Genomic DNA, 24,650 nt, shown 5'->3' on the forward strand with positions numbered 1-24,650 from the left:
ATGAAAAAAGGATTATATTGGGTTTTAGGAATAGTTTTATTTATATTGTTAAGCTTTACACCAAAAGTAAACCGAGTTCTGCTTGAAATACAAGATCCTACGATTGAAGACATTGTAAAAAGCTATAAAAAAGCTATTTCAGAATGGCCAAAACCCAATATTGATTATGGAGTTGAATGGAAAGAGTTTTCACCAATTAAAACTGATTCCAATTATTTTAAAGAACAAGAAAAACCTAATGTAATTTTGGGTAAAATGCTCTTCTTTGACCCAAAATTATCTAAATCAAACCAAATTTCTTGTAGCACTTGTCACGACCCTGAAATGGGATGGTCAGACAGAAGACGTGTTTCTTTAGGAAACAACCATTTGCTTGGAGAAAGAAATACAATATCCCTTTACAACATTGCTGAAAGAAAATCTTTTTTCTGGGAAGGAAGAGCAAAAACTCTTGAAGAACAAGCAGCAGGTCCTCTTGGAGCTCACCACGAAATGGCAATGGATGTAAATACTTTACCTGCGAAGATTCAATCTATTAAAGGTTATAAAAAGTATTTTAAAAATGCTTATGGTGACGAAAAAGTTACTTATGACAGAATCATAAAATCCATCGTTGATTTTCAAAAAACAATTAAAAGCCAACCAAGTCGTTTTGATAAATTTTTGGAAGGGAAATATAATTCATTAACTGACGAAGAAATCTACGGAATGCACATCTTCCGTACCAAAGCAAGATGTATGAATTGCCATAATGGGCAATACCTTACTGACGAATCTTTTCATAATATTGGTTTAACCTATTATAAGAGAAAGTACGAAGATTTAGGATTGTACAATATCACCAAAAAAGCAGAAGATGTTGGTAAATTCAAGACGCCACAACTGAGAGATCTAAACCTTACTCGACCTTGGATGCATAACGGACTTTTTGATGATTTGGAAGGAATCGTTAATATGTATGACAGTGGAATGCAGATGATTAATCCTTCTGATGAAAAGAAAAAACAAGACCCTCTTTATCCGGTTACAGATCCTTTATTGAAACCATTGAAATTAACCGTAGAAGAGAAAAAGGCATTAGTTTCTTTCTTAGAAGCACTTTCAGCAACAAAATTCAAGATGAGAAGACCTGAATTTCCTGTGGAATAAACGATAAAATTCTTTATTTTAGCCTAAAATTATTATTTCAACATAAAAAAACATATATGAAAATAGCAATTTTAGGAGCAGGAAACATGGGACTATCTTTTTCGAAGTCATTTTTGAAATACGAATTAATAAAACCTACTGATTTACACCTTATTACGAGAAATAAAGACAAAATTTCAAAAATATCAGAAGAATTTCCTCATTCTAAAATTTCAATTTTTGATGAGGTGAAAGAGCTTGATGCGGATTTAATCATCATTGCGGTAAAACCTCAGGATTTCCAGCATGTTGCAGAAAATTTCACTTTTTCTCTGAAGGAAAATCAAATGGTTTTATCCATTATGGCGGGAATCAAGATTGAGAAAATTCAAAAATTATTAAACCATCCTCTTGTGGTAAGAGCAATGCCCAACTCTCCTACTCTTTTAGGAATGGGAATCACAGGATATACTTCTGCAGAAGGAATTTCTTTTAGTCAATTGATTAACATCGAAAGATTATTAAACTCAACCGGAAGGTCTGTCTACTTGGAAAATGAAGAATTATTAGATGGAGTTACTGCTCTTTCCGGAAGCGGCCCTGCATATTTCTACTACATTATTGATGCAATGATCAAGGCAGGAATTGAAATGGGAATTGATGAAAACCTTTCCAAACTTTTCGTAAAGCAAACCATGCTTGGCGCCTATCATTTGATTAATAATTCAGATAAAAATCTGGAAGAACTCATTAAAGATGTTGCTTCAAAAGGAGGAACCACAGAAGCTGCCCTGAAAAGTTTCAATGAAAATAATTTAAAAGAAATTTTAAAAACAGGAATTTTAAATGCCGAAAAACGCGCTAAAGAACTAAACGGTTAAATCTTTTCTCAAGAAATTTACAAATATTCCATCCGATGAAAACTCCAAAAGTATTCATCATAATATCATCTACTTCAAAAATACCCATTCTGGTAAAATACTGAAGCGCTTCTACAATTGTAATTATTGAAACGAAGGTAAAAACAAGGCTTTTTAAATCATTTAGTCTAGGAAAAATCCAGCCCAGAAAACCAAACGGGATAAACATTATTATATTTCCTAAAACAATAATAATGATGGTTTTCAATCGAAATGTATTTTCAATAAACATTAATGTAGATAAAAAAGGTTTTATCCTGATGACATTTTCATCATATTGCGTTCTGCCAAATCCCAAAAGCATGAGATAAAGCAAACATAAAGTATAGGGAAGAATAATTATTTTATAAAATTTCTTTAACATCAAATGCAAATTTATTCATTTCAAAAGCATTAAATTTGTTTTATTAAATTAATTTAATGAAATACGTTTTACTTACGCTCATTTCAGCGATGTTGTTGTCCGTTTCTTGGCCAACGTATGGTGTTCCGTTTTTTATATTTTTCGCTCTCGTTCCTCTGTTAATGATGGAACACGGAGTATCAAAATTTTCAAATTATAAAAGAAAAGGCTGGATAGTTTTCGGGCTTTCCTACCTTTGTTTTATTATCTGGAATATCATAACAACAGGTTGGTTGTATGGCTCTAAAAATCCTGACGGAAGCCATTCTTTAATGGCTGTTCTCTTCCCAGTTTTAGTAAATTCTTTACTCTACTCTTTGGTTTTCCAATGTTATCATTGGTACAAAAACGCACAAGGTACCTATTGGGGATTAGGATTTTTATTAGCAATCTGGATGAGTTTTGAAAAATTCCATCTCAATTGGGAGCTTACTTGGCCTTGGCTGAATTTAGGAAACGTTTTCTCAGATTATCCTAAATTGATACAATGGTATGACACATTAGGAGCAACTGGAGGCAGCTTTTGGATTTTGCTTATCAACATCTTAATATTTTACACAATAAGAACTTGGGAAGCAGGAAGAAAAAGAAAAGATTTAATCAAAAACTCTTCAATTGTAGTCGGTTTAATCGTTATTCCGATGATAATCTCCATCATTAAATACAATAATTTTAATGAAAAACCTGTCGGACAGGTAAATGTACTGTTGCTTCAACCCGATCTTGACCCTTATGCAGAAAAATATTCTAAAGATAGCCTGACAATTTTAAATGATTTATTAACTCTTGCAGAATCAAACTCGAATCTATTCAAAATGACTGATTCAAGAGGAGAAAAGATAGATTATTTTATTGCTCCGGAAACCGCCATTCCGGGAAGAGGCTCTATCTCAGAAACAGCTTTTGAAAAGAGTTTTCTTTTAAATAATATAAAAGAATTCCTTGCCAAACATCCCAATTCAGTTTTTGAAACAGGAATTTCTTCGCATAAATTTTACTTAAATAATACCAATTTACCCAAAGAAGCATATCAACTGAATGAAGGGCTTTGGGTTGAAAGTTTTAATTCCGCCATTCAAATTATTCCTAATCAGAAAGTAGAAGTTTATCACAAAGGAAAATTAGTTCCGGGAGTCGAAATCTTTCCTTACATGAATATTTTAAAGCCTATTCTAGGTGATGCAATGCTTAATCTGGGAGGTACAGTTGCTTCTTTAGGAACAGACAAAGAAAGAGTGGCTTTTTCAAACCCTTACAATAAAGGAAAATTTGCACCAATAATTTGTTATGAAAGCATTTACGGAGAGTTTACGACAGATTATGTAAAAAAAGGAGCAAACTTTTTAGGAATCATGACCAATGACTCTTGGTGGGGCGTTACCGAAGGACACAAACAACTTTTATCTTACGCAAAACTGAGAGCCATAGAAACGAGGAGAGAAATTGCACGTTCGGCAAACAGCGGAATTTCCGCACATATCAATGCAAAAGGAGAGATTATGGAAGATACTTTTTATGGAGACCAAACGGCTTTATTTGCCAAGGTGAATCTTTATGATAAGATGACGTTTTATACAAGAGCCGGAGATTTGCTTTCAAGAATTTCAATTTTTGCTTTAGGATTTTTGTTATTTTATTTCATTATTAAATGGTTTCAAAGTAAAATGAAGAAAAATTAGAAATCAAATTTTATTATTTAAGAATAACAGCTTTGAGAGTTACAGGCATTGAAAATACAATATATTAAAATCTATTTACCATCGTATATAGTTAGAATTTTCACCTAATATTTTCACTTTATTTTAAGATTATTAATCAATAAGTTATTCGAAATATTTTGTAAAACATTTGTCTATCTCAAAAATTCTTTGTTATTTTGCACTCTCAAATATTATAGTACAAATAAGAACATCGAGATATGTCAAGAATTTGCCAAATAACAGGAAAGCGTGCAATGGTTGGTAACAACGTTTCTCACGCTAATAACAAAACGAAGCGTCGTTTTGAAATTAACTTATTAGAGAAGAAGTTTTACCTTCCAGAGCAAGATAAGCACGTAACACTGAAAGTATCAGCTCATGGATTGAGAGTGATTAACAAGATTGGAATCGAGGAAGCTATTGAAAGAGCTACTAGAAACGGATTGATTAAAAAGAATTAATAAATCATGGCAAAAAAGGGAAACAGAGTTCAAGTAATCCTTGAATGTACAGAGCACAAAGAGAGCGGTATGCCAGGAATGTCTAGATACATTTCTACAAAAAATAAAAAGAACACAACTGAGAGATTGGAATTGAAAAAATACAATCCTGTTCTTAAGAAATATACTGTTCACAAAGAAATCAAGTAATTTATTAAATTATAATTTACCATGGCAAAGAAAGTAGTAGCAACCCTACAAACCGGGTCTAAAAAAATGACTAAAGTTGTGAAAATGGTGAAGTCTCCTAAATCGGGTGCTTACGTTTTCGAAGAAAAAGTAATGAATGCAGACGAAGTTGACGGTTATTTGAAAAAATAATCTACACTTTATTTACAATATAAAAAACTACTCAGCTTTTGGGTAGTTTTTTTGTTATCTTTGTTGTATACAGAGATAATTCAACATCTTATATTATAAAATCTATGAGTTGGTTTAAAAATATTTTCAAGAAAGAAGAAAAAGAAACCCTAGACAAAGGATTGGAAAAATCCAGTCAAGGCTTTTTCGAAAAAATGACAAAAGCCGTAGTCGGCAAAAGCAAAGTAGATGATGAAGTGCTTGACGATTTGGAAGAGATACTAATTGCATCCGATGTAGGCGCATCTACAACCATCAAGATCATAGAAAGAATTGAAGAACGTGTTGCAAGAGATAAATATGTCGGAGTAAATGAGCTTGATAAAATTCTTCGTGAAGAAATTTCGGGGCTTCTTCTTGAAAATCCTCACGCCGGAACAGGAAATATAGATACTTCAAAAAAACCATACGTAATAATGGTAGTTGGAGTAAACGGTGTTGGAAAAACTACAACCATTGGAAAACTCGCTCACCAATTTAAATCCGAAGGCAAAAAAGTTGTTTTAGGAGCTGCAGATACATTCAGAGCCGCTGCTGTTGATCAATTAACAATATGGAGCGAGAGAGTTGATGTTCCTATCGTAAAACAAGGAATGGGTTCGGATCCAGCGTCTGTTGCTTTTGACACCGTACAAAGTGCTGTCGCACAAAATGCAGATGTTGTAATTATTGATACAGCAGGAAGACTTCACAATAAGATTAATTTGATGAATGAGCTTTCTAAAATTAAAAGAGTAATGCAGAAAGTAATCCCTGATGCACCTCATGAAATCTTATTGGTTCTAGATGGTTCTACCGGTCAAAATGCTTTTGAACAGGCAAAACAATTCACAGCAGCAACAGAAGTAAATGCTTTAGCAGTAACAAAACTTGATGGTACAGCCAAAGGAGGTGTTGTAATTGGTATATCAGACCAATTTCAAATTCCTGTAAAATATATAGGTGTTGGTGAGAAGATGCAGGATTTACAATTATTTAATGGTACAGAATTTGTGGATTCTTTTTTTAAGAAAAGATGATTTATATCATGTTTTTCATTAAATTAGTAAAAACAATTCATTAAATATTAACAATTTAAAAAATGCAACTATGGGATTTATAACATGGATTATATTCGGTCTTATTGCCGGAGCAATCGCTAAACTTATTATGCCGGGAACACAAGGCGGCGGATGGTTAATGACTATTATTTTAGGTATTGTTGGAGCTTTCGTAGGAGGCTTTATAGGCAGCTTTTTGGGATGGGGAACTACAGATAGTTTCGATTTTAGAAGTATGTTATTAGCAGTCGGAGGAGCGTTAATCGTTCTTTGGATCTACGGAATGGTTACTAAGAAAGGCTAAAATAACTTAACCTTTAATTGAAAAAATAAAACGCCGGATTTGAAATTTCAAATCCGGCGTTTCTTGTACAATATATAATTTAGTTAGTCTATTTTTATCTGATAAGGCATTTCCATTTTCACTTCAGATTTCAGTTTTTCATTAGTAATCTGTTGTAAAATTTCATAATTAGCTTTACCTATTTTATTTTTAATTATTCTTGCTGAAATATTATCTTCATCTAAATTGCTGAATATTTGTTCAAAAGCAGACATTCTTTTAGGGTAAGAAGACACCTTGTAAGATTTTAACCCCGCTTTTTCCGCCGCATACTTTACAGCATCATTCAAAGTACCCAACTCATCCACCAAACCGATTTGCTTAGCTCTTACACCGCTCCATACTCTTCCACCTCCAACTTCATCAATCTGTTCAAAAGTTTTCTTTCTATTTTGCGTTACAAAATGTACAAATCTTTTATAAGTACCTTCTACACTTCTTGTAATCTGAGTCACTCCATAAGGTGTAATTCCGTTTAAACTTGAATAATAAGCAGAATTAGCATTAGTTGCTACAATATCAGAACGAACTCCATTTTTATTAGCTATATCTTTGAAATAAGGCATCACACCAAAAACCCCGATAGAACCCGTAAGTGTATTAGGCTCAGAATAAATCTTATCAGCAGCCATTGCAATATAATATCCTCCTGACGCAGCATAATCACCAAATGAAATTACCAACGGTTTTTTCTTTTTCAGTTTTTGAAGTTCAAATAAAATTTCGTCTGAAGCATTTGCACTTCCTCCAGGAGAGTTAATCCTTAAAACAACAGCCTTCACCTTATCATTATCCTGTAAATCTTTAATATACTTAACATATTTTTCAGAAAAAATATCATTATACTTATCTCCATTATTTATAGAACCTGAGGCATATAATATAGCCACTTTATCTCCTGACTTTTCATCACTAGAGAAAGATTTGATATAATTGGAAAGAGAAATTTTGTTTAATTTATCTTTTTCTTTAAGAGCTAATTTTGTCCTTAGCAATTCATCATACTCACTTTTCTGAGCCAGTTTATCTACAAGCTTATATTTCAAACTCTGATCCGGAATCATTCCATATAAACTATCAACCACAACTCTGAACTGAGCTGTATCGATTTTTCTAGACATAGCCATTTTTGATGATGTATTTTTCCAAATATCATTCAGTAAAGTACTTAATTGTTCTTTATTTTCTGGAGAAATATCATTTCTTAGGAAAGGCTCAACAGCAGATTTGAATTTTCCATGACGAATAACCTGAATTCCTATACCGTATTTCTCTGCAAAATCTTTGAAAAAAGTCACTTCTGTAGCCAGACCTTTTAAATCAATCATTCCGGCAGGATGAAGGAAATATTTTTCAGCAACAGTTCCCAAATAATAAGAACCTTGAGAAACACCATTACCATATGCATAAACAAATTTCCCGCTTTTCTTAAAATCTTCTATTGCACTTCTAATATCATCAATTTGGGTAAGCCCTGCATTAATATTATCTGCTTCAATACTTATACCTTTAATATTATCATCAGTTTTTGCCTTATTAATAGCCTCAAGAACATCGTAAACCAAAACATTTTTATTCTGATTTCCAATATTGAACAATTCATTTTCCTCTTCTGTCGGGCTATCAATAATATTTGTATTCAAATTAATCGTTAATACAGAATTCTTTTTCACAGAAACAGATTTATCATTCCCCATTGAGCTAAAGACAAGCAACATAATGAAAAAGATGAAAAATACAGCACACAATATCACAATTGCAACTATATTTGCCAATACATTTTTAAAGAAACTTTTCATAAAATCAATCATTTTCTAATATGTCGCAACATAAAGTCATTTTGTTACTTGGAAGTAATATTGGTGATACAAAAAAAAATTTAGAAACAGCCCTAGACACAATAAGAAAAAGTGGAATTGAAATATTAAAATTAAGTGAATTTTTAATATCACAACCTGTAGAATTTGTCAGTTCCAATATTTTTTGTAATATTGCATCAATAATATCTACAAGTCTTTCACCTATTCAACTACTTGATTTTGTTAAAAGTATTGAATTTGAAATGGGGAGAATTAATGATTCAAAAGCTATTGGAGGGTACACAGATCGAGTAATAGACATTGATATCATTAAATATGATGAATTAAATTTCACATCTGAAAGATTGGAAATACCTCATAAGAAACATCTATTTGAAAGAGAGTTTTCTAGAGTATTATTAAAAGATTTATAAATAAAACATAAAACATATTGTATGAAATTAGGTTTATTATTATTGGCCGCCCTTCCTATTGCTACTTATGCACAGGATAGTATTGCAGTTAGTTCTACAAATGAATATCCCAATACATTTTCTTCAGGTTCTGCCAATGTTCAACCTTTCAACAACAAATCGAGAAGATTCAATGATTGGTCTATCTCAGTTGGTGGTGGTGCAGCATTTATGGTACACTCTGATCTTAAATCTATTTATGACAAAAAAGTAAATTGGGGATACAATACTTATGTAAGTATTGATAAGCAAATCACTCACACTTTTGGATTAAGTCTTATCTATCAGAGAGGTGAAACCACTCAAAAAGCACAACTACCAGGTGTTGCAGGAGAGCTTGGAGGTATTGGAACTGCAAAAACTAAGTATAACCAAATTGCATTGTTAGGGGATATCAATTTCTCGAACTTGTTGAGAAGAGTTGATAATCATTCTCCTTACAGATGGGCTCTACATGGTTATGCTGGGATTGGGTTATTGGGTTATGATACATCCCTGTATGACAACAACGAATACAGATATAGTGATGTACCTAAGAGAGTTCCTTTATTTATTGAGCAAAAAATTGATATAAACTCAATTTATTATCAACTTGGTTTAGGCTTAAAATATAAAGTTTCAAAACTTATTGATATTGAAGCAAGAACAATGTATGTCATCAGTGGTGATGATGAGTTCGATGGAGGTGGATGGGCTGGTCCAAGAGACTATGACCCGAATACGGTATCAAAATACAACATGCTAAACAAGAGACGTTCAGATAATATGTGGACTGTTAACCTTGGTGTTTCATTCAAATTGGGTAAACATATGTCTCATTTAGCTTGGCATGACCCTCTACAAGAAGCATATTACAGAACTAATGTTTTAGAAAATGCTACTACAGATCTTGTAGTTTGTGAAAAAGGAGATAATGATAACGATGGAGTTTGTGACGATTGGGACAGACAGCTTGATACTCCTGCTGGTGCAAGAGTTGATGGTTCTGGTGTCGCTTTAGATATGGATCTTGATGGCGTTATCGATTTATATGACAAATGCGTTACAGTTCCAGGTCCTGTTGAAAATAACGGCTGCCCAACGAACAAGTAAAAAAGGATTTTAAAATAAATAAATTTTTATTTTAATAAAAAAAGAAATCATTTAATTAACTAAATAAAAATACACTATGAAATTAAGTTTAGCAATTGTTGCATTTGCATTAGCTGTACCAACAGTGAGCTTTGCACAAGACTCAACGGCAGTTTCTTCAAATGGAGAATATCCAAATACATTTTCTTCAGGGTCTGCTAATGTTTCCCCATTTACCAATAAATCTAAAAGATTTAATGATTGGTCGATTTCTGCAGGTGCTGGTGTACCATTAATGCAGTCTGCAGACTTAACGTCTATAAAAAATGGTAACGGTAAAAACCTTTTTGGTTATTCAGCTTATATAAGTATTGACAAAGCAATTACACATGCTTTTGGTTTAAAACTACAATACGACAGAGGTGAAACTAGACAAGGATGGTTTAATACTAAGGAATCTGTTCCAAACAACCTACCTTATCAGCAAGTAGGAGCTAGAACTCAATATGATGCAATCTCTATTTTAGGAGACATCAATTTCTCAAATTTGTTGAGAAGAGTTGATAACCACTCTCCTTTCAGATGGGCATTACATGGTTATGCTGGTCTTGGTACTATTGCTTATAGAGCATATCAAAAAGATGCTGCTGGTCAAAGGTTAGCAACTGAAGTAAAACCATTCAAATTAGGTTCAATGTTTGCTCAGGCGGGTACAGGTCTTAAATACAAAGTAAACAACAGAATTGATATTGAAGGTAGAGTAATGTATGTAATGACTGGTGATGATGAATTCGATGGTGGAGGAGATAAATACAGTGCAATCAACCAACGTGAAGAGCAAGTTTCTGATAACTTCTTCAACGCAACTTTGGGTCTTACTTTAAAACTAGGAAAACACGAATCTCACTTAATGTGGCATGATCCTCTTCAGGAAATTTATTATAAGCTAGATGTTTTGGCTAACAAAAACCAAGATATTGAAGTTTGTAAAAAAGGAGATGCTGACAATGATGGAGTTTGTGATGATTGGGATAGACAACTTGATACTCCTGCTGGTGCAAGAGTTGATGGTGCTGGTGTTGCTCTTGATACTGACTTAGACGGAGTAATTGATCTTCACGATAAGTGTGTAACTGTTCCTGGGCCTGTAGAAAACAACGGTTGTCCTACAACAGCTCCTGCTGGACCAATACAAGAGACTGAAAGAACTTTAGAAGGAATTGAATTTGATTTAAATTCTGATAGAATTTTACCTTCTAATACTCCTATCTTGAATAATGCTGTTAACTATATTAATTCTTCAAACGGATCATATACTGTAGTTGGAGCTACAGATACAAGAGGTAAAGATGCTTATAACCAAAAACTATCTGAAAGAAGAGCTAATAACGTTAAAGATTATTTAATCAAGAATGGTGCAGAATCAGGAAAACTTAACGCTATTGGTAGAGGTGAAAAAGACCTTAAATACCCAGAGTGTGAGCCTGCAACTAAATGTCCTGAATGGAAAAACAGAGCAAACAGAAGAGTTTACTTTGAAGCAAAATAATTTACAATTATTAAATTATATAAAAGTCACGCAATGCGTGACTTTTTTTGTTGTGATAGTTTCCTTACTTTTACTCCATGATTTCCCCAACTGATTTTCAAAAGCTAAAATATGAAACCCTAAAACATTTTTGGGGTTATGATAACTTTAGAGATTCTCAAGAAGAGATTATAGATTCCATAATTTATGGAAAAGACACTCTTGCTCTCTTGCCAACCGGAGCGGGAAAGTCTCTTTGTTATCAACTTCCGGCACTTTTAAAAGAAGGAGTTTGCCTAGTCATTTCTCCGCTTTTAGCTTTAATGAAAGATCAAGTTAATCAATTAAAATATCATCAAATTGAAGCTGAATATCTATCTTCCGAATTGGATGATTTTGATGCTGAAGTTATTTATAACAGATGTAAAGATGGTATTACAAAATTATTATATATCTCTCCTGAAAGACTAACAAACATACAGTTTTTGCAGCAAATACAGGAAATTCAGTTTTCTTTTATTGCAGTAGATGAAGCTCATTGCATTTCAGAATGGGGACAGGATTTTAGACCTAGTTATCAAAACATTAAAGATTTTAGAAGAAACAATCCCGAAATCCCTTGTCTTGCCTTAACGGCTACAGCTACACCTAAAGTTTTAGATGAAATTAAAACAAAATTAGAGCTTAAAAATCCTACTATTTTCCAAAGAAGTTTTAAAAGAGATAATATTAAAATTTTTACAGAAGAAGTTTCCGATAAATACCAAAGAGTTCTTGATATTTTAAAATATGCTACTGATTCAGGTATTGTTTATGTTCGAACAAGAAAAGAAGCAGAACAATTAACAGAGTTTCTACATCAAAAACAATTAAAAAATGTAGACTTTTTTCATGCCGGATTAACTACTAAAGAAAAGAATACAAAGCAGAATATTTGGAAAAACAGCAACCAAAATGTTTTGATTTCGACCAATGCTTTTGGGATGGGAATCGATAAAGACAACGTCCGTTTTGTCATTCATTTCTCCCCATCTCCTTCTATCGAAAATTATTATCAGGAAATAGGAAGAGCCGGACGTGACGGTAAAAAAAGCTTTGCTTTCCTTCTTTGGAATAAGCAGGAGTTGTCAAATTTTGACCAAATTTTAAAAAACCAAACCCCTAATAAAGCTGAGTATTTAAAGGTTATATCTTACCTCTACTCTATTTTTCAGGTTGCAGAATTTGAATTACCCGAAAAAACATTCCAATTAAACCTTACAGGAATACAAAATTTCACAAATCTTTCCAAAGCAAAGATTAATAACATTTTGACTTTCCTGCATAATCAGGAAATCATTTATTTCAATGATAATAAATCTTTATCATCTTTAGAACTGCTGATAAAAAGTGATGAAATAGATCAGCTTCCACAAAAAGATGCCTATTTTATCGAACTATTATTAAGAACTATTTCAGGAATCACAACTCATAAAGTAATGTTCAGCGAACAACAAGTGAGTAATAAAATTGAAGTAAGTGTTCATTTGATTAAAGAAAGGCTAAAAGAACTTCAGCAAAAAGGATATCTTGAATATATTGATGGCGCTTTATCTAGTGTAAAATTCTTAAAACCAAGAGACGAAAGAGCCATCAACAATGCTTATTGGAAACTTTTTGAGCATATCCAGAAAAATAAAATTCAAAAATGGGAAGAAATGAAGTTTTATATTGAAGACAACCAATATTGTAAAATGAAACTTATTCTTTCTTATTTTGGAGAAAAAGACACCAAAAACTGTGTGCAATGCACTGTTTGCGAAAGGAAAAAACAGTCAATTTTAGGCGGACAAAACATTTCTTTACAAATCATTGATATTTTGTCTAAAAACCCGGCTACAATAGAAGAAATTTCGGTACAGCTTAGTTATCATCCAAAAGAAAATATTTTAGAAAATTTGATTTATCTTTTAGATTCCGGAAAAGTGAAAATGCAAAATTTCCGAACGTATATGTTAGCATAATTATATTTCTTTTTTGACAAAAGGAGAAATTCTTTATTTTGATTCACTCTATTTTGATTCACAGACAAAATATCAATTCCAACATTTACTTTTTATATCCTTTAATAACACTTATCTTTGCACTATGAAATCATTGAAAGTAGTTTTTTTAGGAACTCCGGAGTTTGCAAAAACTTCGTTGGAAGCTATTCACCAATCACATCATGAAGTAGTGGGTGTTGTTACCGTTGCAGATAAAGCAAGTGGACGCGGACAAAAAATCAATCAGTCTCCCGTAAAAATCTATGCCGAAGAAAATAATCTTCCTGTTTTTCAGCCTGAAAAATTGAGAAATCCCGAATTTTTAGAAGAATTAAGAAAGTTGAATGCAGATGTTTTTGTGGTTGTAGCTTTCAGAATGATGCCTAAAGTTCTTTTTGAAATGCCAAAAATGGGAACTTTCAACCTTCATGCCTCTCTTTTACCGGATTACAGGGGCGCTGCACCTATTAATTTTGCAGTTATTAATGGTGAAGAAAAAACCGGTGTAACTACTTTTTTCATTAATGAAAAAATCGACGAAGGTAATATCCTTCTTCAGGAAGAATTGGAAATTTTGCCTGATGAAAATGCAGGAAGTCTGCATGACAGATTAATGGAAATAGGTTCAAAATTAGTCGTAAAAACACTTGACGGGCTTTCTGAAGGCTCTATCGTAGAAAAACCTCAGCCTTACGTTGAACATCCTAAAAATGCCTTTAAAATCTTTAAAGAAGACACCAAAATTGACTGGACAAAAAACTCAAAAATTGTTCATCAATTTATCTTAGGAATGTCACCTTATCCTGCTGCTTTCGCCACTTTAAAAATTGGAGAAGAAGAAAAAGGATTAAAAATATTTGGTGGAAAATTTGAAATTTCAAATCATGGAAGAGAAATCGGAAGTTTAGAAATCTCAAAAAATGAATTTAAAATTTTCACACAAGACGGAATATACTATCCTTTAGAACTGCAATTGGAAGGAAAAAAACGAATGAATATAAAAGATTTTCTGAACGGTTTCAGAAATTTTGACGAAATAAAAATGGCTTGATAAATCAAGCCATTTTCTTTTTTTATAATTGAACCATCTCTACAACCTCTACATCATATCCTCCAACCTGAGGCTTAATACTAGGATTTTGAGTGATTACTCTAAACTTATTAATTCCGAGATTTTTCAAAATCTGTGTTCCGATTCCGTAATCTCTATAATTATATGCTAAAGTAGGACGCTGCTCCTGCCCATCCTGATAATTCAAAAATTGTTGCAATTTTCTTAAAGTATTTTCAGAACTTGATACATTATTAATGAAAATAATAGCACCTTTTCCTTCTTCATTTACCATATTGGTTACCTTTTCCAACAAAGGTTTTTCACCATTATTTAATCTTGTCAAAACATCAAAATAAGAATCAGAAGACTGAACTCTCACCAAAACAGGCTCATCAACCGTCCAAGAACCTTTTGTTAAAGCAAAATGAATCTGGTCATTTGATGTTTCTCTGAAAGCAAAGAAATTGTACTCTCCGTATGCCGTTTTTACTTTTCTTTCTTCAATTCTCTCAATAAGATTTCCTTTTTTAAGCTGATAATGGATCAGATCCTCAATAGAAACAATCTTCATATCATGTTTTTGAGCGAATGCATGAAGTTCCGGTAAACGAGACATCGTACCATCTTCATTCATAATCTCACAGATAACTCCACCTTCTTTTAAACCTGCTAAACCTGTTAAATCAATAGCAGCTTCTGTATGTCCTGCTCTTTTCAAAACTCCTCCTTTTCTTGCACGAAGCGGAAAAATATGTCCAGGTCTCATAAAATCTGTAGGTTTAGATTTTTCATCCATCAAGGCTAAAATTGTTTTAGCTCTGTCACCTGCAGAAATACCAGTTGATGTCCCGTTTCCTAAAAGATCAACAGAAACAGTGAACGCAGTTTCTTTAGGATCGCTACTTCTACTCACCATTACGTCTAATCCTAATTCATCACATCTTTTTTCAGGAAGTGGCATACAGATTAATCCTCTTCCGTGCAATGCCATAAAATTGATGATTTCCGGGGTTGTAAGTTCAGCTGCACAAAGAAAATCACCTTCATTTTCTCTGTCTTCATCATCTACTACTATGATTATTTTACCATTTTTAAGGTCTTCAATAGCCTCCGGAATAGTATTTAATTTAATATCGGACATTTTTACTTTTTAAATTTTTGTAAAGATACTCATAAAAATAAGCATCTACCAATTAATATAAACGGTTTATTCAGCTTTGAATAGAGAGTCTTTTGCTTTTTTGATAATAGTATATGACTCTAATCTTTTCTGATGATCGAAAATATGAGAATTAATCATTAATTCATCAACCTCAAATTTTTCCTGAAAATTTTTAAGTTTTTCTTCAATTTCAGCTTGATTTCCTATAAAAGTATATCTTAACTTCTGCAAAACCATAGATTTTTCCATAGGAGACCAAATCTCATCCATATCATCAACAGGAGGAGCAAACGGTTTTCTGTCGTTTCTTATAATATTAATAAAAGCCTGAAACAACGTTGTTGAAATTTTGTGTGCCTCTTCCGAAGTTTCTGCTGCAACTCCGTTTACACAAGCAATAGTATAAGGTTTATGCAACTGTTTGGAAGGTTCAAAATGTTCTCTGTAGATATTAAAAGCCATTTCCATTTGCTCAGGAGCAAAATGAGAGGCAAAAGCATACGGCAAACCCAATTCAGCAGCCAACCAAGCGCTGTCTGTACTTGAACCTAAAATATACAACGGAATATCTAATCCCTCTCCCGGAATAGCTCTTACCAATGCTTCTGAATTTTCTTTTGAAAAATATCTTTGTAATTCTAAAATTTGTCTTGGAAATTGTTCGTTAATAATTGCAGGATTTCTTCCTAAAGCCTGTGCCGTTAATCCGTCTGTTCCGGGTGCTCTACCCAAGCCTAAATCTATTCTTCCGGGAAAAAGAGATTCTAATGTTCCGAATTGTTCTGCAATAACCAATGAACTATGATTAGGAAGCATTATTCCACCAGAACCTACCCTTATTCTTTTTGTTCCGTTGGCAATAAAGCCAATCAAAACTGAGGTTGCAGAACTGGCAATACTTTCCATATTGTGATGTTCGGCAAGCCAAAATCTTTTACAATCTAAGTTTTCAGTGTGATTTGCTAAAGACAAACTATCCAAAAAAGTATCATGGATACTTTTCTCTTGTTTTACAGGAGCAAGATCCAGAACTGAAAGTTCAAAATTTTTCATATTTTAAATTGAGGTTTACAACCAAACAAATTTAAAGCTAATAAATCGTATTGGTTACTTTTTGTAATTGATAGGATTGATTGAGTAGTTCAGGGAAAAACTATTGGAATTATATCAATATATTTTAATTACAAATTAATAAGCACAATTTATTTGTATATTTGAAACTATGTATGATCAAATTTTTGCAATACTTGGCTTAATTGGTTTTGGGAGTATTCTAAAAAGTGCTTTTGATTTTTTCATAGCTAATAAAAAATTAAAAGAAGATTCAAAAAACAACTTAAAAGAAACTCGATATAAAGCAATAATTATTTTATGTCATTCATTAGTTTTTTATGAAGAAAATAAATCTACATTAACTAATCATCGACCTGAGCTTAATTCAATTGAAAATTTAAAAAATGAAATATATACCGAATTTATAAATATGTCACTTTTTGCATCTGATAATGTTTTAATTGAAATGAAGAAATTTATTCAATTACCAAATATTAAAAATCTTAATAATTTATTAATTGTTATTCGAAAAGATTTATACGGAATAAAAACTAAAATCAGTGATAATTTTTTTGAATTGAGTTAGTTTAATTTTGAATTTGTGTCATAGATAGTTAATTATTTTCTATTTCCCTTTCTCCTTCAGATAATTAAAATGATTAATCAAAATTCTGATTTCATTAAACTCAAAGTCGCTTGGCAAAGCATTTTTCCATTCTGTTAAAGTTTCATGAGAGTTTTTGTAAAATTCTTCTTCAAAAGTTTTTATCTTGTCTGAAGTGATAACTCTCGAAATATCAAGCAAGCCTTGCTCGGCAAATTTTGCCAAATGACCAATTACAGTTTCTTTTACCAGTCCTCTTTCTAAGGCAATTTCAGCAATGGTTTTTCCTTGTTCAAACAATTGAAAAGTAAGAACCTGAGACGGAACTTTTGCAATTTTCATGCTTACTTCTTTGTCATTTTTCTCATCCAGAAGTTTGGTTTCCAGCAAATGAATTTCTTTCAGGCTGTTTAAATATTCTTCAATATCTTCAAGCCATCTTTTAAGCTCCTCATTATACTGTTTCAAGCCTTTTGCACCTTTTATTTCTGCATAAAACTCTTTCAAAGGATTGAAAACCTTATCTCTGATTTCCGTAAAAAAGAAATTAACAGCACCTTTTGTTTTAGCCTCAATTTCAGACCATTCTTCTTTCTGATTGATAAAATTATTAACCTTTTGGAAAATAATTCGCTCCAGTTTTTCGAAAATTTTTCCAAGATTTACAACTTCATGTTTTAGCTGAAGATATAACTGATTTGCTTTTACATTATCAATACTTTTCGTGGTAATGGAAAGTTTATTCCAATCTTCAACTTCTTGGAGAAACCACAAACAATCAACTGTTCTAAGTACTTTTTTGATGCTGTAATCATATTTTTCCTGATTCAAAATAGATTCAACATGATCATTGGCAACCGTATCTGTGTGAAAATGTAAAATTCTATTATCTTTAAAAATCACTTCAGGAGTGATTTTTGACTTCAGAACGATTCCTTCCAATGTTCTACAACGGGAAAGCGCGACATATACCTGCCCTGCTGTGAAACTTTTTCCGGCATCAATAATGACCTTATCGAAAGTCAAGCCCTGACTTTTATGAATTGTAACCGCCCAAGCCAATTTTATAGGAAACTGTTCGAAACTTCCTAGAACTTCTTCTTTAATATTTTTATCAGTGTCTAAAAAATATTTTTTTTGTTCCCAAACTTCCCTTTTTACGATAATTTCTCTTTCACTTCCGTCAAGAATCACTTTAATTTCGTTTTCGTCCAAAGCAGAGATTTCACCCAACTTTCCGTTGAAATATTTTTTTTCGCCAGAAATATCATTTCGGATAAACATAATCTGAGCACCTATTTTCAGCTCTAAAAACTGTTCATTAGGAAACTGATTTTCTTTAAACTCACCAAAAAGTTTAGCTTCATAGGTTTTAGCATCCACTTTTATTTCCGCTAATTTTTCCTGATTGATTTCGTCTGCCATTTTATTGTGTGAACACAGATAAACGTAAGACTCATTTCCCATTTCAAAATCCGGATTATATCTTTCATTTAAATGTTCAAAATCAATATGGGCGACATCACCATCACGAATTGCATTTAGAATTTCTAAAAATTCCTGATCAGTCTGACGATAAACTTTAGTTAATTCTATCGTAATTAGTGGTATTTCTTTAATTGCCAAACTATCAAAAAAGAAAGGTGAATTGTAGCACATTTTCAGAATATGCTCATCTCTCACCACAGGTGGAAGCTGATACAAATCTCCGATGAATAACATCTGAACACCTCCAAAGCGCTGATTATTTCTTCTTATAAATCGTAAAGAAAAATCCATCATATCCAAAACATCGGCTCTCAACATAGAAACCTCATCAATAATAATGATTTCAACCTCTCTTAAAAGTTTAAGCTTATCTTTTCTATATTTAAAATGAGGCATCAAGTCGGCAATATTATTTGCCAAGTTGGTATCAATTCTTTCTGTAGTAGGTAAAAAAGTTCTTAAAGGCAATCCAAACATGGAATGAATTGTAACCCCTCCCGCGTTGATAGCCGCAATACCTGTTGGTGCAACTACAATATGTTTTTTTCGTGTACGCTTTACAAAATCATTGAGAAAAGTAGTCTTTCCTGTACCTGCTTTTCCGGTAAGAAAAACACTTCTGTTGGTATGCTCTATTAAGTCAAAAAAATGATTATTCATCGTCCTCAAAATTACGGAAAATGAAGTTTAAAATTCTTATCTTGGCATAAATTTTGAAAAAAGCTTTCCATCATCTTGAGAAAACACTTATGAGAACCCTCCTACTACTCGCTTCAATTTTATTCATTATATCTTCTTGTTCATCAGTAAAAAAAACAGAAATTAATGAAAACCTGCCTAAAGATATTTCCGAAAGACCTGCCGATGAAGACAGTAAAAAATACGACCAAGCGTCATTGGATAAAGTAAAAGCCGACATTGAATCAACTTTAAGAAAAGAAAAATGTACGGAAGCAACAATTGGCGATTGGAAATATGCTGCAATGGGCTCTCAGCCTTGTGGTGGACCTAAATCTTATATTGCATATCCTTCAAAATTAGAGGAAACTATTTTACCAATACTTGAACTTTACAATAACAAGGAAAAAGAATTTAATAAAAAATACGACATCACTTCAGATTGTATTGTTGTAGAAGAACCTATAAAAATAAGATGTATAAACGAAAAAGCAGAACTTATTTTTCCTGCTCAATAATATCAGAAAGCCCTTTCAATGTTGAAAGGGCTTTCTGATTTATAAATAGTAAAATTAAAATAAAGTAAGGATTTACCCTTCACCTTCTTTTACGTTTTCTTTATACCAAGAAGAATATTTTACGTAATTATTCGCAATTCTATTAACTTCACCTTCCAACAGTTGAGCATTAATATCTTTAATTTTTCTTGCAGGAACTCCACCCCAAACTTCTCCGGATTTAATATGAGTTCCTTGTGTAACCACAGAACCTGCTCCAACAATAGAGTTTTCTTCCACTAGGCAATCATCCATAACAATAGCTCCCATTCCTATAAGAACATTATCTAAAATTGTGCATCCGTGAACAATGGCATTATGACCAATCGACACATTATTCCCAATATTTAAAGGGTGTTTTTGGTAAGTACAATGTAGCATCGCATTATCCTGAACATTTACCTTATCCCCCATTTTTATGTAATGAACATCTCCTCTAATCACCGCATTATACCAAATGCTGCAATCTTTTCCCATCGTAACATCTCCTATAATCGTTGCTGTCTCAGCCAAAAAAGTATTTTCTCCGATTTGAGGTTGTTTTCCTAAAAGTTCTTTTATTAAAGCCATAGTTTCTAATTGAAAATTTTGATAATAAGCAATTTAGAAGTTAAATATTTTCTCTCAAATTTTAAATTACGATGATAGCAAAAATCTAATTTCTAATCTCTAACTTCTAATTTCTATTTACGTATTTTTGTAACTCAAATTTAACGAAAAAATGCATACCATACTTATAGAACCAACCGAAAACCCAAAAGTGATGAAATTTGTAGCAGATTACAACTTGATTCCGGGGTCTTTGGAATTGGATAGAGATTCAAATATTTCAGAAATTCCTTTGGCACAGGAACTTTTTAATTATCCTTTTGTAGAAAGAATTTTCATTACGGCCAATTTTGTTGCTGTTGCAAAACAAGATACAGTAGAATGGGAACATGTGGCTGAAAGCCTTAAAAATGTAATTGAGGACGAATTATTGGCAAATCCTAGAGTCTATCTTCAGAAAAGAAAAGAAATGTATCAGATCTATGCTGAAATGACACCTAATCCAAACGTAATGAAATTTGTTTCAAATAAATTGTTATTGGAAGGTTTTGTTGAAGTAAAATCAAGAGATGAAGCAGAAGGCGTTCCTATGGCTCAGGCTATTTTCAAAGAATTTGATTTTGCTAAAGAAGTTTTCATTTCAGATAATTTCGTGGCTGTTACAAGAGATAATTCTGTAGAATGGCATCAGGTAATGATGACTGTTCGTGCACTTATCGCTGAATATCTTCAAAATGGAGGTGAAATTTCAAATATTGAACCTCAGAAACATGAAAATCCGGTAGAAAAAATCATCAACAGAGAATATACAGATGATGAGCAAAAAATTTCTGATATTCTAAATGAGTATGTTGCTCCTGCTGTAGAAAATGACGGAGGAAAAATCTCTTTGATGGAATACGACCAAGAAAGTAAAACTGCTAAAATGCTTCTTCAGGGTGCATGTTCAGGCTGCCCAAGTTCTACTGCAACTTTGAAAAACGGAATCGAAAATATTTTAAAACAATTCGTACCAGATTTAGTGGAAAAAGTAGAAGCTGTAAATGGATAATTCCATTAAAATTTAATTTATAATTTTAATTAAAAAATAAAGTTTTGCAAAAAGAATCCTTAAAATCAAAGAAAGGAATTTTATTAGTAAATCTTGGTTCGCCAAAGTCTACATCTGTACCGGATGTAAAAGAATATCTTGATGAGTTTCTTATGGATGAAAGAGTAATCGATTATCGTTGGATTTTTCGTGCACTTTTGGTTCGTGGAATAATATTAAGAACAAGACCTCCAAAATCTGCAGAAGCATATAAAACTGTATGGACGGATGAAGGCTCTCCTTTGATTGCAATTACAGAAAAAATACAGAAAAAACTGCAAAAACTTGTGGATGTACCTGTTGAGATTGGAATGAGATATGCAGAACCCAGCATAGAAACAGGAATCCGAAAATTGGTAGAGCAAGGTATTTCGGAAATAGTGCTTTTCCCACTGTACCCTCAATATGCAATGAGCACAACTGAAACTGTTATTGAAAAAGCAGAAGAAGTAAGAAAAGCCAAATTTCCGAACATAAAAATAAATTATGTACAACCTTTCTACAATAGAGATATCTACATCAATTGTTTGGCAGAAAGCATTAAGGAAAAATTACCTGAAAATTTTGATGCCCTTCAATTCTCTTATCATGGAGTACCAGAAAGACATATTTATAAAACAGACCCTTCAAATACCTGCAAAATAGATGATTCGAACTGTATAAACAGCCAAGTTGAATCTCATAATGCGCGTTGCTATAGACATCAATGTTTTAAAACTTCTGAGGCAGTTATTGAAAAACTGGGAATTCCTAAAGAAAAAGCTATTGTATCTTTTCAATCAAGACTAGGAAAAGATAAATGGATTGAACCTTATACCGATGAAACCCTAGAAACGATTCCTTCAAAAGGCGTTAAAAATCTGGCAATCGTTTGCCCAGCTTTCGTTTCAGATTGCTTAGAAACCTTAGAAGAAATTTCCGTTGAAGGTAAAGAAGAGTTTCTTCATGCAGGTGGAGAAAACTTCCACTACATTCCGTGCCTTAATGATGAAGACCGATGGATTGATGTGGTAAAAATATTATGCGAAGAACGATTGAATGATTTTTATCTCGTGTAATTTTATCTTTATATAAAAACTGAAAAGGGTGCGAAATAAATTTCGCACCCTTTTCTTGAAATATATTAAAATTTATTTTTTAATCAGATTTCCGGCTTTTTGTCCGTTTACAGTTACTATATAAACTCCTGGAAGAATATTAGATGGTAATTTCACATCTATTTTATTTGCCCCATCTACAGTATTAACCTTTTCAGAAATTTCTTTTTTCCCGGTTAAGCTAATCAATTCAACTACGCCGCTTCCTTCTTTTCCATCAAACCCAACTGTAAATCTATCTGTTGCAGGATTTGGACTGATTGTATAAAGCGGTGTTTCAGCCACTGCAATCTTTCCTGCAGCAGAAGTTCCTCCACCAACACCTACTGCATTCCATGCATTGGTAACTTGTGTTACTTCATTACTTCCAGCTCCGTATAAGTCTGCAGCAGCCTGAAGTGAATAAGTTCTAGCGTTAGCATAATTAGAAGCAGAAGTAAGATAGTTTGTAAGTGTTCTGTAAGCAATAGCTCCTGCTTTATCCAATCCTATTCCCGTAACATTATAAGCAAACCCTTTATCATTTGTTCCTGAACCTCCATTTACCAATAAGTAATACCAGAAATTAAGAACTCCAGAATTAGTGTGAACCCCACAATAATCATTATATCCAGGTAGATTAGGATTTCCTTGAGGAGTACAAGTGCTGCTTGCATTTACCCAATAAGTTCCCATATAGGTATCTGGTTGACTATAAGCATTAGGATTTGACATATCCCTGATTACATAACTGAAATCTTCACCTAATTTCCAACTAGCTTGTGTAGGTCTTGCCCAAAATTCAACACTATTTCCGAAAATATCAGAAAAACCTTCATTTAGTGCTCCAGATTCTCTCTGATATGCAAGATTGGCCGTTTTAGTAGTCAAACCATGAGTGATTTCGTGACCACAAACATCTAATGCCGTTAATGGTTTATTTCCGTTTACAGAACTTCCATCTCCATACGTCATTCTGCTACCATCCCAAAATGCATTAAAATAGTTTGTAGAATAATGTACATATGATTTTATTGCAAAATTATTATTATCGATACTTTTTCGTCCAAACTTAGTATAATAATAATCTAAAGTTTTCTCAGCTCCCCAATGTGCATCAGTAGCATATTGATCTTTATTTGTATTTACATTATTCCAGATATTATCAGTATCAGTAAAATCAACAGCAGCTGAATAGTTAGTTCCTTTTTTCAAATTATAGGTTTCTACTGCCGTTCCACCGTTCCTACCCGTTTCTCTTAATCTATAACTTCCGTTATAAGAATCTGCTACAATAGATTGGTTTCCGCTATAAGCTGTTGTCGCAGTTCCCGGAGCATTTGTTTCATGAATCAACGCATCAGCTCCCAAAACTTCACCTGTTTTAGCATCCACAAAAACATATTGTCTACTTAAAGGTTTCTCAGCATAAATATCAAATTTATACGCCAATTTTAGGTCTGCCAACTTTTCTTCAGAAGGATCTGAATAATAAACCAGCTCTCCTTTAGGAGCAAAAGTAGCATTAGGATTATTAGATTCTCTTTTAATAAACTCTTCTTCTTCTTTATTTTGCCACTTATAAGAATCTGCCCCTACAAAAGCCAAAGCTCTATCTAGTGCTCCCTTTTCAGAAATACCACTAGTTTTTTCTAAAGCTGTAGGCTCTTTCAGAAACCACTTTCCTGTTTCTCCTACAATTTTTCCAGCCTTTGTCTGTACGGCCATCATTCCATGTTCTACAGGAATTCCATTAATAGTTTGTTGAAACCTATACGTCTCAAACCCTAGCTCATCACGCTCTAAACCAAGCATTAAACCTTTCCCTTGTGAAATTCTTTTAGTTGTTTCATCAAACAAAACCGGATTTCCTTCAAACTTAGGACCATTTTTGTCGAATCTTATTAATTCAGCATGAAGTCCTTTTTTTCCAGAAACTAATTTTGATGGAATTTCTTGTCCAAAAACAAAGGCAGAAGCAGCAATACTAACTGCGAAGATAAATCTTGTTTTCATAAAAATATTTTGTTATGTTCTGTAAACAAATGTA

General features: G+C 32.7%; 23 protein-coding genes and 1 pseudogene. 17 read left to right on the forward strand and 7 right to left on the reverse strand.

Going from position 1 to position 24,650, the window contains the following annotated elements:
• Together OH806_RS01960 and proC are read left to right on the forward strand one after the other, a co-directional pair.
• A complete protein-coding gene (locus OH806_RS01960) occupies positions 1–1,149 on the forward strand; it encodes a cytochrome-c peroxidase (RefSeq protein WP_264742000.1) in 1,149 nt (382 codons plus the stop codon).
• Between the two features lie 56 nt (positions 1,150–1,205).
• The gene (proC, locus tag OH806_RS01965) at positions 1,206–2,009 is read left to right on the forward strand and encodes a pyrroline-5-carboxylate reductase (RefSeq protein ID WP_264742001.1); all 804 of its coding nucleotides are present in this window, start codon (positions 1,206–1,208) and stop codon (positions 2,007–2,009) included.
• Here the strand turns inward: proC and OH806_RS01970 are convergent.
• Complete coding sequence (locus OH806_RS01970) at positions 1,990–2,412, reverse strand: VanZ family protein (RefSeq protein ID WP_264742002.1); 423 nt, start codon at positions 2,410–2,412, stop codon at positions 1,990–1,992. The genes proC and OH806_RS01970 overlap by 20 nt on opposite strands.
• Before the next feature lie 56 nt (positions 2,413–2,468).
• Here OH806_RS01970 and lnt point away from each other — a divergent pair, with 56 nt between their 5' ends.
• The 6 genes from lnt (at position 2,469) to OH806_RS02000 (ending at position 6,355) form a co-directional block, all read left to right on the forward strand.
• The gene (gene lnt / locus OH806_RS01975; RefSeq protein WP_264742003.1) at positions 2,469–4,130 is read left to right on the forward strand and encodes an apolipoprotein N-acyltransferase; all 1,662 of its coding nucleotides are present in this window, start codon (positions 2,469–2,471) and stop codon (positions 4,128–4,130) included.
• A gap of 239 nt (positions 4,131–4,369) precedes the next feature.
• Positions 4,370–4,612: a 50S ribosomal protein L28 gene (gene rpmB / locus OH806_RS01980; RefSeq protein ID WP_002976757.1), complete on the forward strand. Its 243-nt coding sequence runs from the start codon at positions 4,370–4,372 to the stop codon at positions 4,610–4,612.
• A gap of 6 nt (positions 4,613–4,618) precedes the next feature.
• Positions 4,619–4,801: a 50S ribosomal protein L33 gene (gene rpmG / locus OH806_RS01985; RefSeq protein ID WP_053327078.1), complete on the forward strand. Its 183-nt coding sequence runs from the start codon at positions 4,619–4,621 to the stop codon at positions 4,799–4,801.
• A 21-nt stretch (positions 4,802–4,822) separates the two neighbouring features.
• Positions 4,823–4,972 carry a DUF4295 family protein gene (locus tag OH806_RS01990; RefSeq protein ID WP_087712364.1) on the forward strand — a complete coding sequence of 50 codons (150 nt, stop codon included), beginning with the start codon at positions 4,823–4,825 and terminating at the stop codon, positions 4,970–4,972.
• 104 nt (positions 4,973–5,076) lie between these two features.
• Entirely contained in the window at positions 5,077–6,030 is a 954-nt protein-coding gene (ftsY, locus tag OH806_RS01995) for a signal recognition particle-docking protein FtsY (protein WP_225719152.1), read from the forward strand.
• 70 nt (positions 6,031–6,100) lie between these two features.
• Complete coding sequence (locus OH806_RS02000; protein ID WP_264742004.1) at positions 6,101–6,355, forward strand: GlsB/YeaQ/YmgE family stress response membrane protein; 255 nt, start codon at positions 6,101–6,103, stop codon at positions 6,353–6,355.
• Between the two features lie 83 nt (positions 6,356–6,438).
• Here the strand turns inward: OH806_RS02000 and sppA are convergent, their stop codons facing one another.
• Positions 6,439–8,193, reverse strand: a complete 1,755-nt coding sequence (gene sppA / locus OH806_RS02005; RefSeq protein WP_264742005.1) for a signal peptide peptidase SppA — start codon at positions 8,191–8,193, stop codon at positions 6,439–6,441.
• Positions 8,194–8,213: 20 nt separating this feature from the next.
• Here sppA and folK point away from each other — a divergent pair, with 20 nt between their 5' ends.
• From folK to fmt, 5 genes and pseudogenes are all read left to right on the forward strand, one after another.
• Positions 8,214–8,627, forward strand: a complete 414-nt coding sequence (gene folK / locus OH806_RS02010) for a 2-amino-4-hydroxy-6-hydroxymethyldihydropteridine diphosphokinase (protein WP_264742006.1) — start codon at positions 8,214–8,216, stop codon at positions 8,625–8,627.
• 21 nt (positions 8,628–8,648) lie between these two features.
• Positions 8,649–9,755: pseudogene (locus OH806_RS02015) on the forward strand (OmpA family protein); the annotation flags it as partial.
• Positions 9,756–9,834: 79 nt separating this feature from the next.
• Positions 9,835–11,286 carry an OmpA family protein gene (locus tag OH806_RS02020; RefSeq protein ID WP_264742008.1) on the forward strand — a complete coding sequence of 484 codons (1,452 nt, stop codon included), beginning with the start codon at positions 9,835–9,837 and terminating at the stop codon, positions 11,284–11,286.
• Positions 11,287–11,363: 77 nt separating this feature from the next.
• Positions 11,364–13,268 (forward strand): RecQ family ATP-dependent DNA helicase, encoded by a 1,905-nt coding sequence (locus OH806_RS02025; protein ID WP_264742009.1) that lies wholly within the window; start codon positions 11,364–11,366, stop codon positions 13,266–13,268.
• A 124-nt stretch (positions 13,269–13,392) separates the two neighbouring features.
• Positions 13,393–14,340: a methionyl-tRNA formyltransferase gene (gene fmt, locus OH806_RS02030; protein WP_264742010.1), complete on the forward strand. Its 948-nt coding sequence runs from the start codon at positions 13,393–13,395 to the stop codon at positions 14,338–14,340.
• Positions 14,341–14,362: 22 nt separating this feature from the next.
• Here fmt and ribB read toward each other — a convergent pair whose 3' ends face one another.
• On the reverse strand, positions 14,363–15,484 hold the full coding sequence (ribB, locus tag OH806_RS02035; protein ID WP_264742011.1) for a 3,4-dihydroxy-2-butanone-4-phosphate synthase: 1,122 nt from the start codon (positions 15,482–15,484) through the stop codon (positions 14,363–14,365).
• A gap of 66 nt (positions 15,485–15,550) precedes the next feature.
• A complete protein-coding gene (locus OH806_RS02040; protein WP_264742012.1) occupies positions 15,551–16,558 on the reverse strand; it encodes an LLM class flavin-dependent oxidoreductase in 1,008 nt (335 codons plus the stop codon).
• 169 nt (positions 16,559–16,727) lie between these two features.
• Here OH806_RS02040 and OH806_RS02045 point away from each other — a divergent pair, with 169 nt between their 5' ends.
• On the forward strand, positions 16,728–17,144 hold the full coding sequence (locus OH806_RS02045; RefSeq protein ID WP_264742013.1) for a hypothetical protein: 417 nt from the start codon (positions 16,728–16,730) through the stop codon (positions 17,142–17,144).
• Positions 17,145–17,183: 39 nt separating this feature from the next.
• Here the strand turns inward: OH806_RS02045 and OH806_RS02050 are convergent, their stop codons facing one another.
• Positions 17,184–19,310 carry a helix-turn-helix domain-containing protein gene (locus tag OH806_RS02050; RefSeq protein WP_264742014.1) on the reverse strand — a complete coding sequence of 709 codons (2,127 nt, stop codon included), beginning with the start codon at positions 19,308–19,310 and terminating at the stop codon, positions 17,184–17,186.
• An 89-nt stretch (positions 19,311–19,399) separates the two neighbouring features.
• Here OH806_RS02050 and OH806_RS02055 point away from each other — a divergent pair, with 89 nt between their 5' ends.
• Entirely contained in the window at positions 19,400–19,846 is a 447-nt protein-coding gene (locus OH806_RS02055) for a hypothetical protein (protein ID WP_264742015.1), read from the forward strand.
• 72 nt (positions 19,847–19,918) lie between these two features.
• Here the strand turns inward: OH806_RS02055 and OH806_RS02060 are convergent, their stop codons facing one another.
• Positions 19,919–20,455, reverse strand: coding sequence for a gamma carbonic anhydrase family protein (locus OH806_RS02060; protein ID WP_264742016.1), 537 nt, complete (start codon positions 20,453–20,455; stop codon positions 19,919–19,921).
• A 151-nt stretch (positions 20,456–20,606) separates the two neighbouring features.
• Here OH806_RS02060 and OH806_RS02065 point away from each other — a divergent pair, with 151 nt between their 5' ends.
• On the forward strand, positions 20,607–21,485 hold the full coding sequence (locus OH806_RS02065; RefSeq protein ID WP_264742017.1) for a NifU family protein: 879 nt from the start codon (positions 20,607–20,609) through the stop codon (positions 21,483–21,485).
• Positions 21,486–21,529: 44 nt separating this feature from the next.
• The gene (hemH, locus tag OH806_RS02070; RefSeq protein ID WP_264742018.1) at positions 21,530–22,582 is read left to right on the forward strand and encodes a ferrochelatase; all 1,053 of its coding nucleotides are present in this window, start codon (positions 21,530–21,532) and stop codon (positions 22,580–22,582) included.
• A 72-nt stretch (positions 22,583–22,654) separates the two neighbouring features.
• Here hemH and OH806_RS02075 read toward each other — a convergent pair whose 3' ends face one another.
• Complete coding sequence (locus OH806_RS02075; RefSeq protein WP_264742019.1) at positions 22,655–24,616, reverse strand: M4 family metallopeptidase; 1,962 nt, start codon at positions 24,614–24,616, stop codon at positions 22,655–22,657.
• Between the last annotated feature and the right edge of the window lie 34 nt (positions 24,617–24,650).

Source organism: Chryseobacterium oryctis, assembly GCF_025971925.1.
Taxonomy (GTDB): Bacteria; Bacteroidota; Bacteroidia; order Flavobacteriales; family Weeksellaceae; genus Chryseobacterium; species Chryseobacterium oryctis.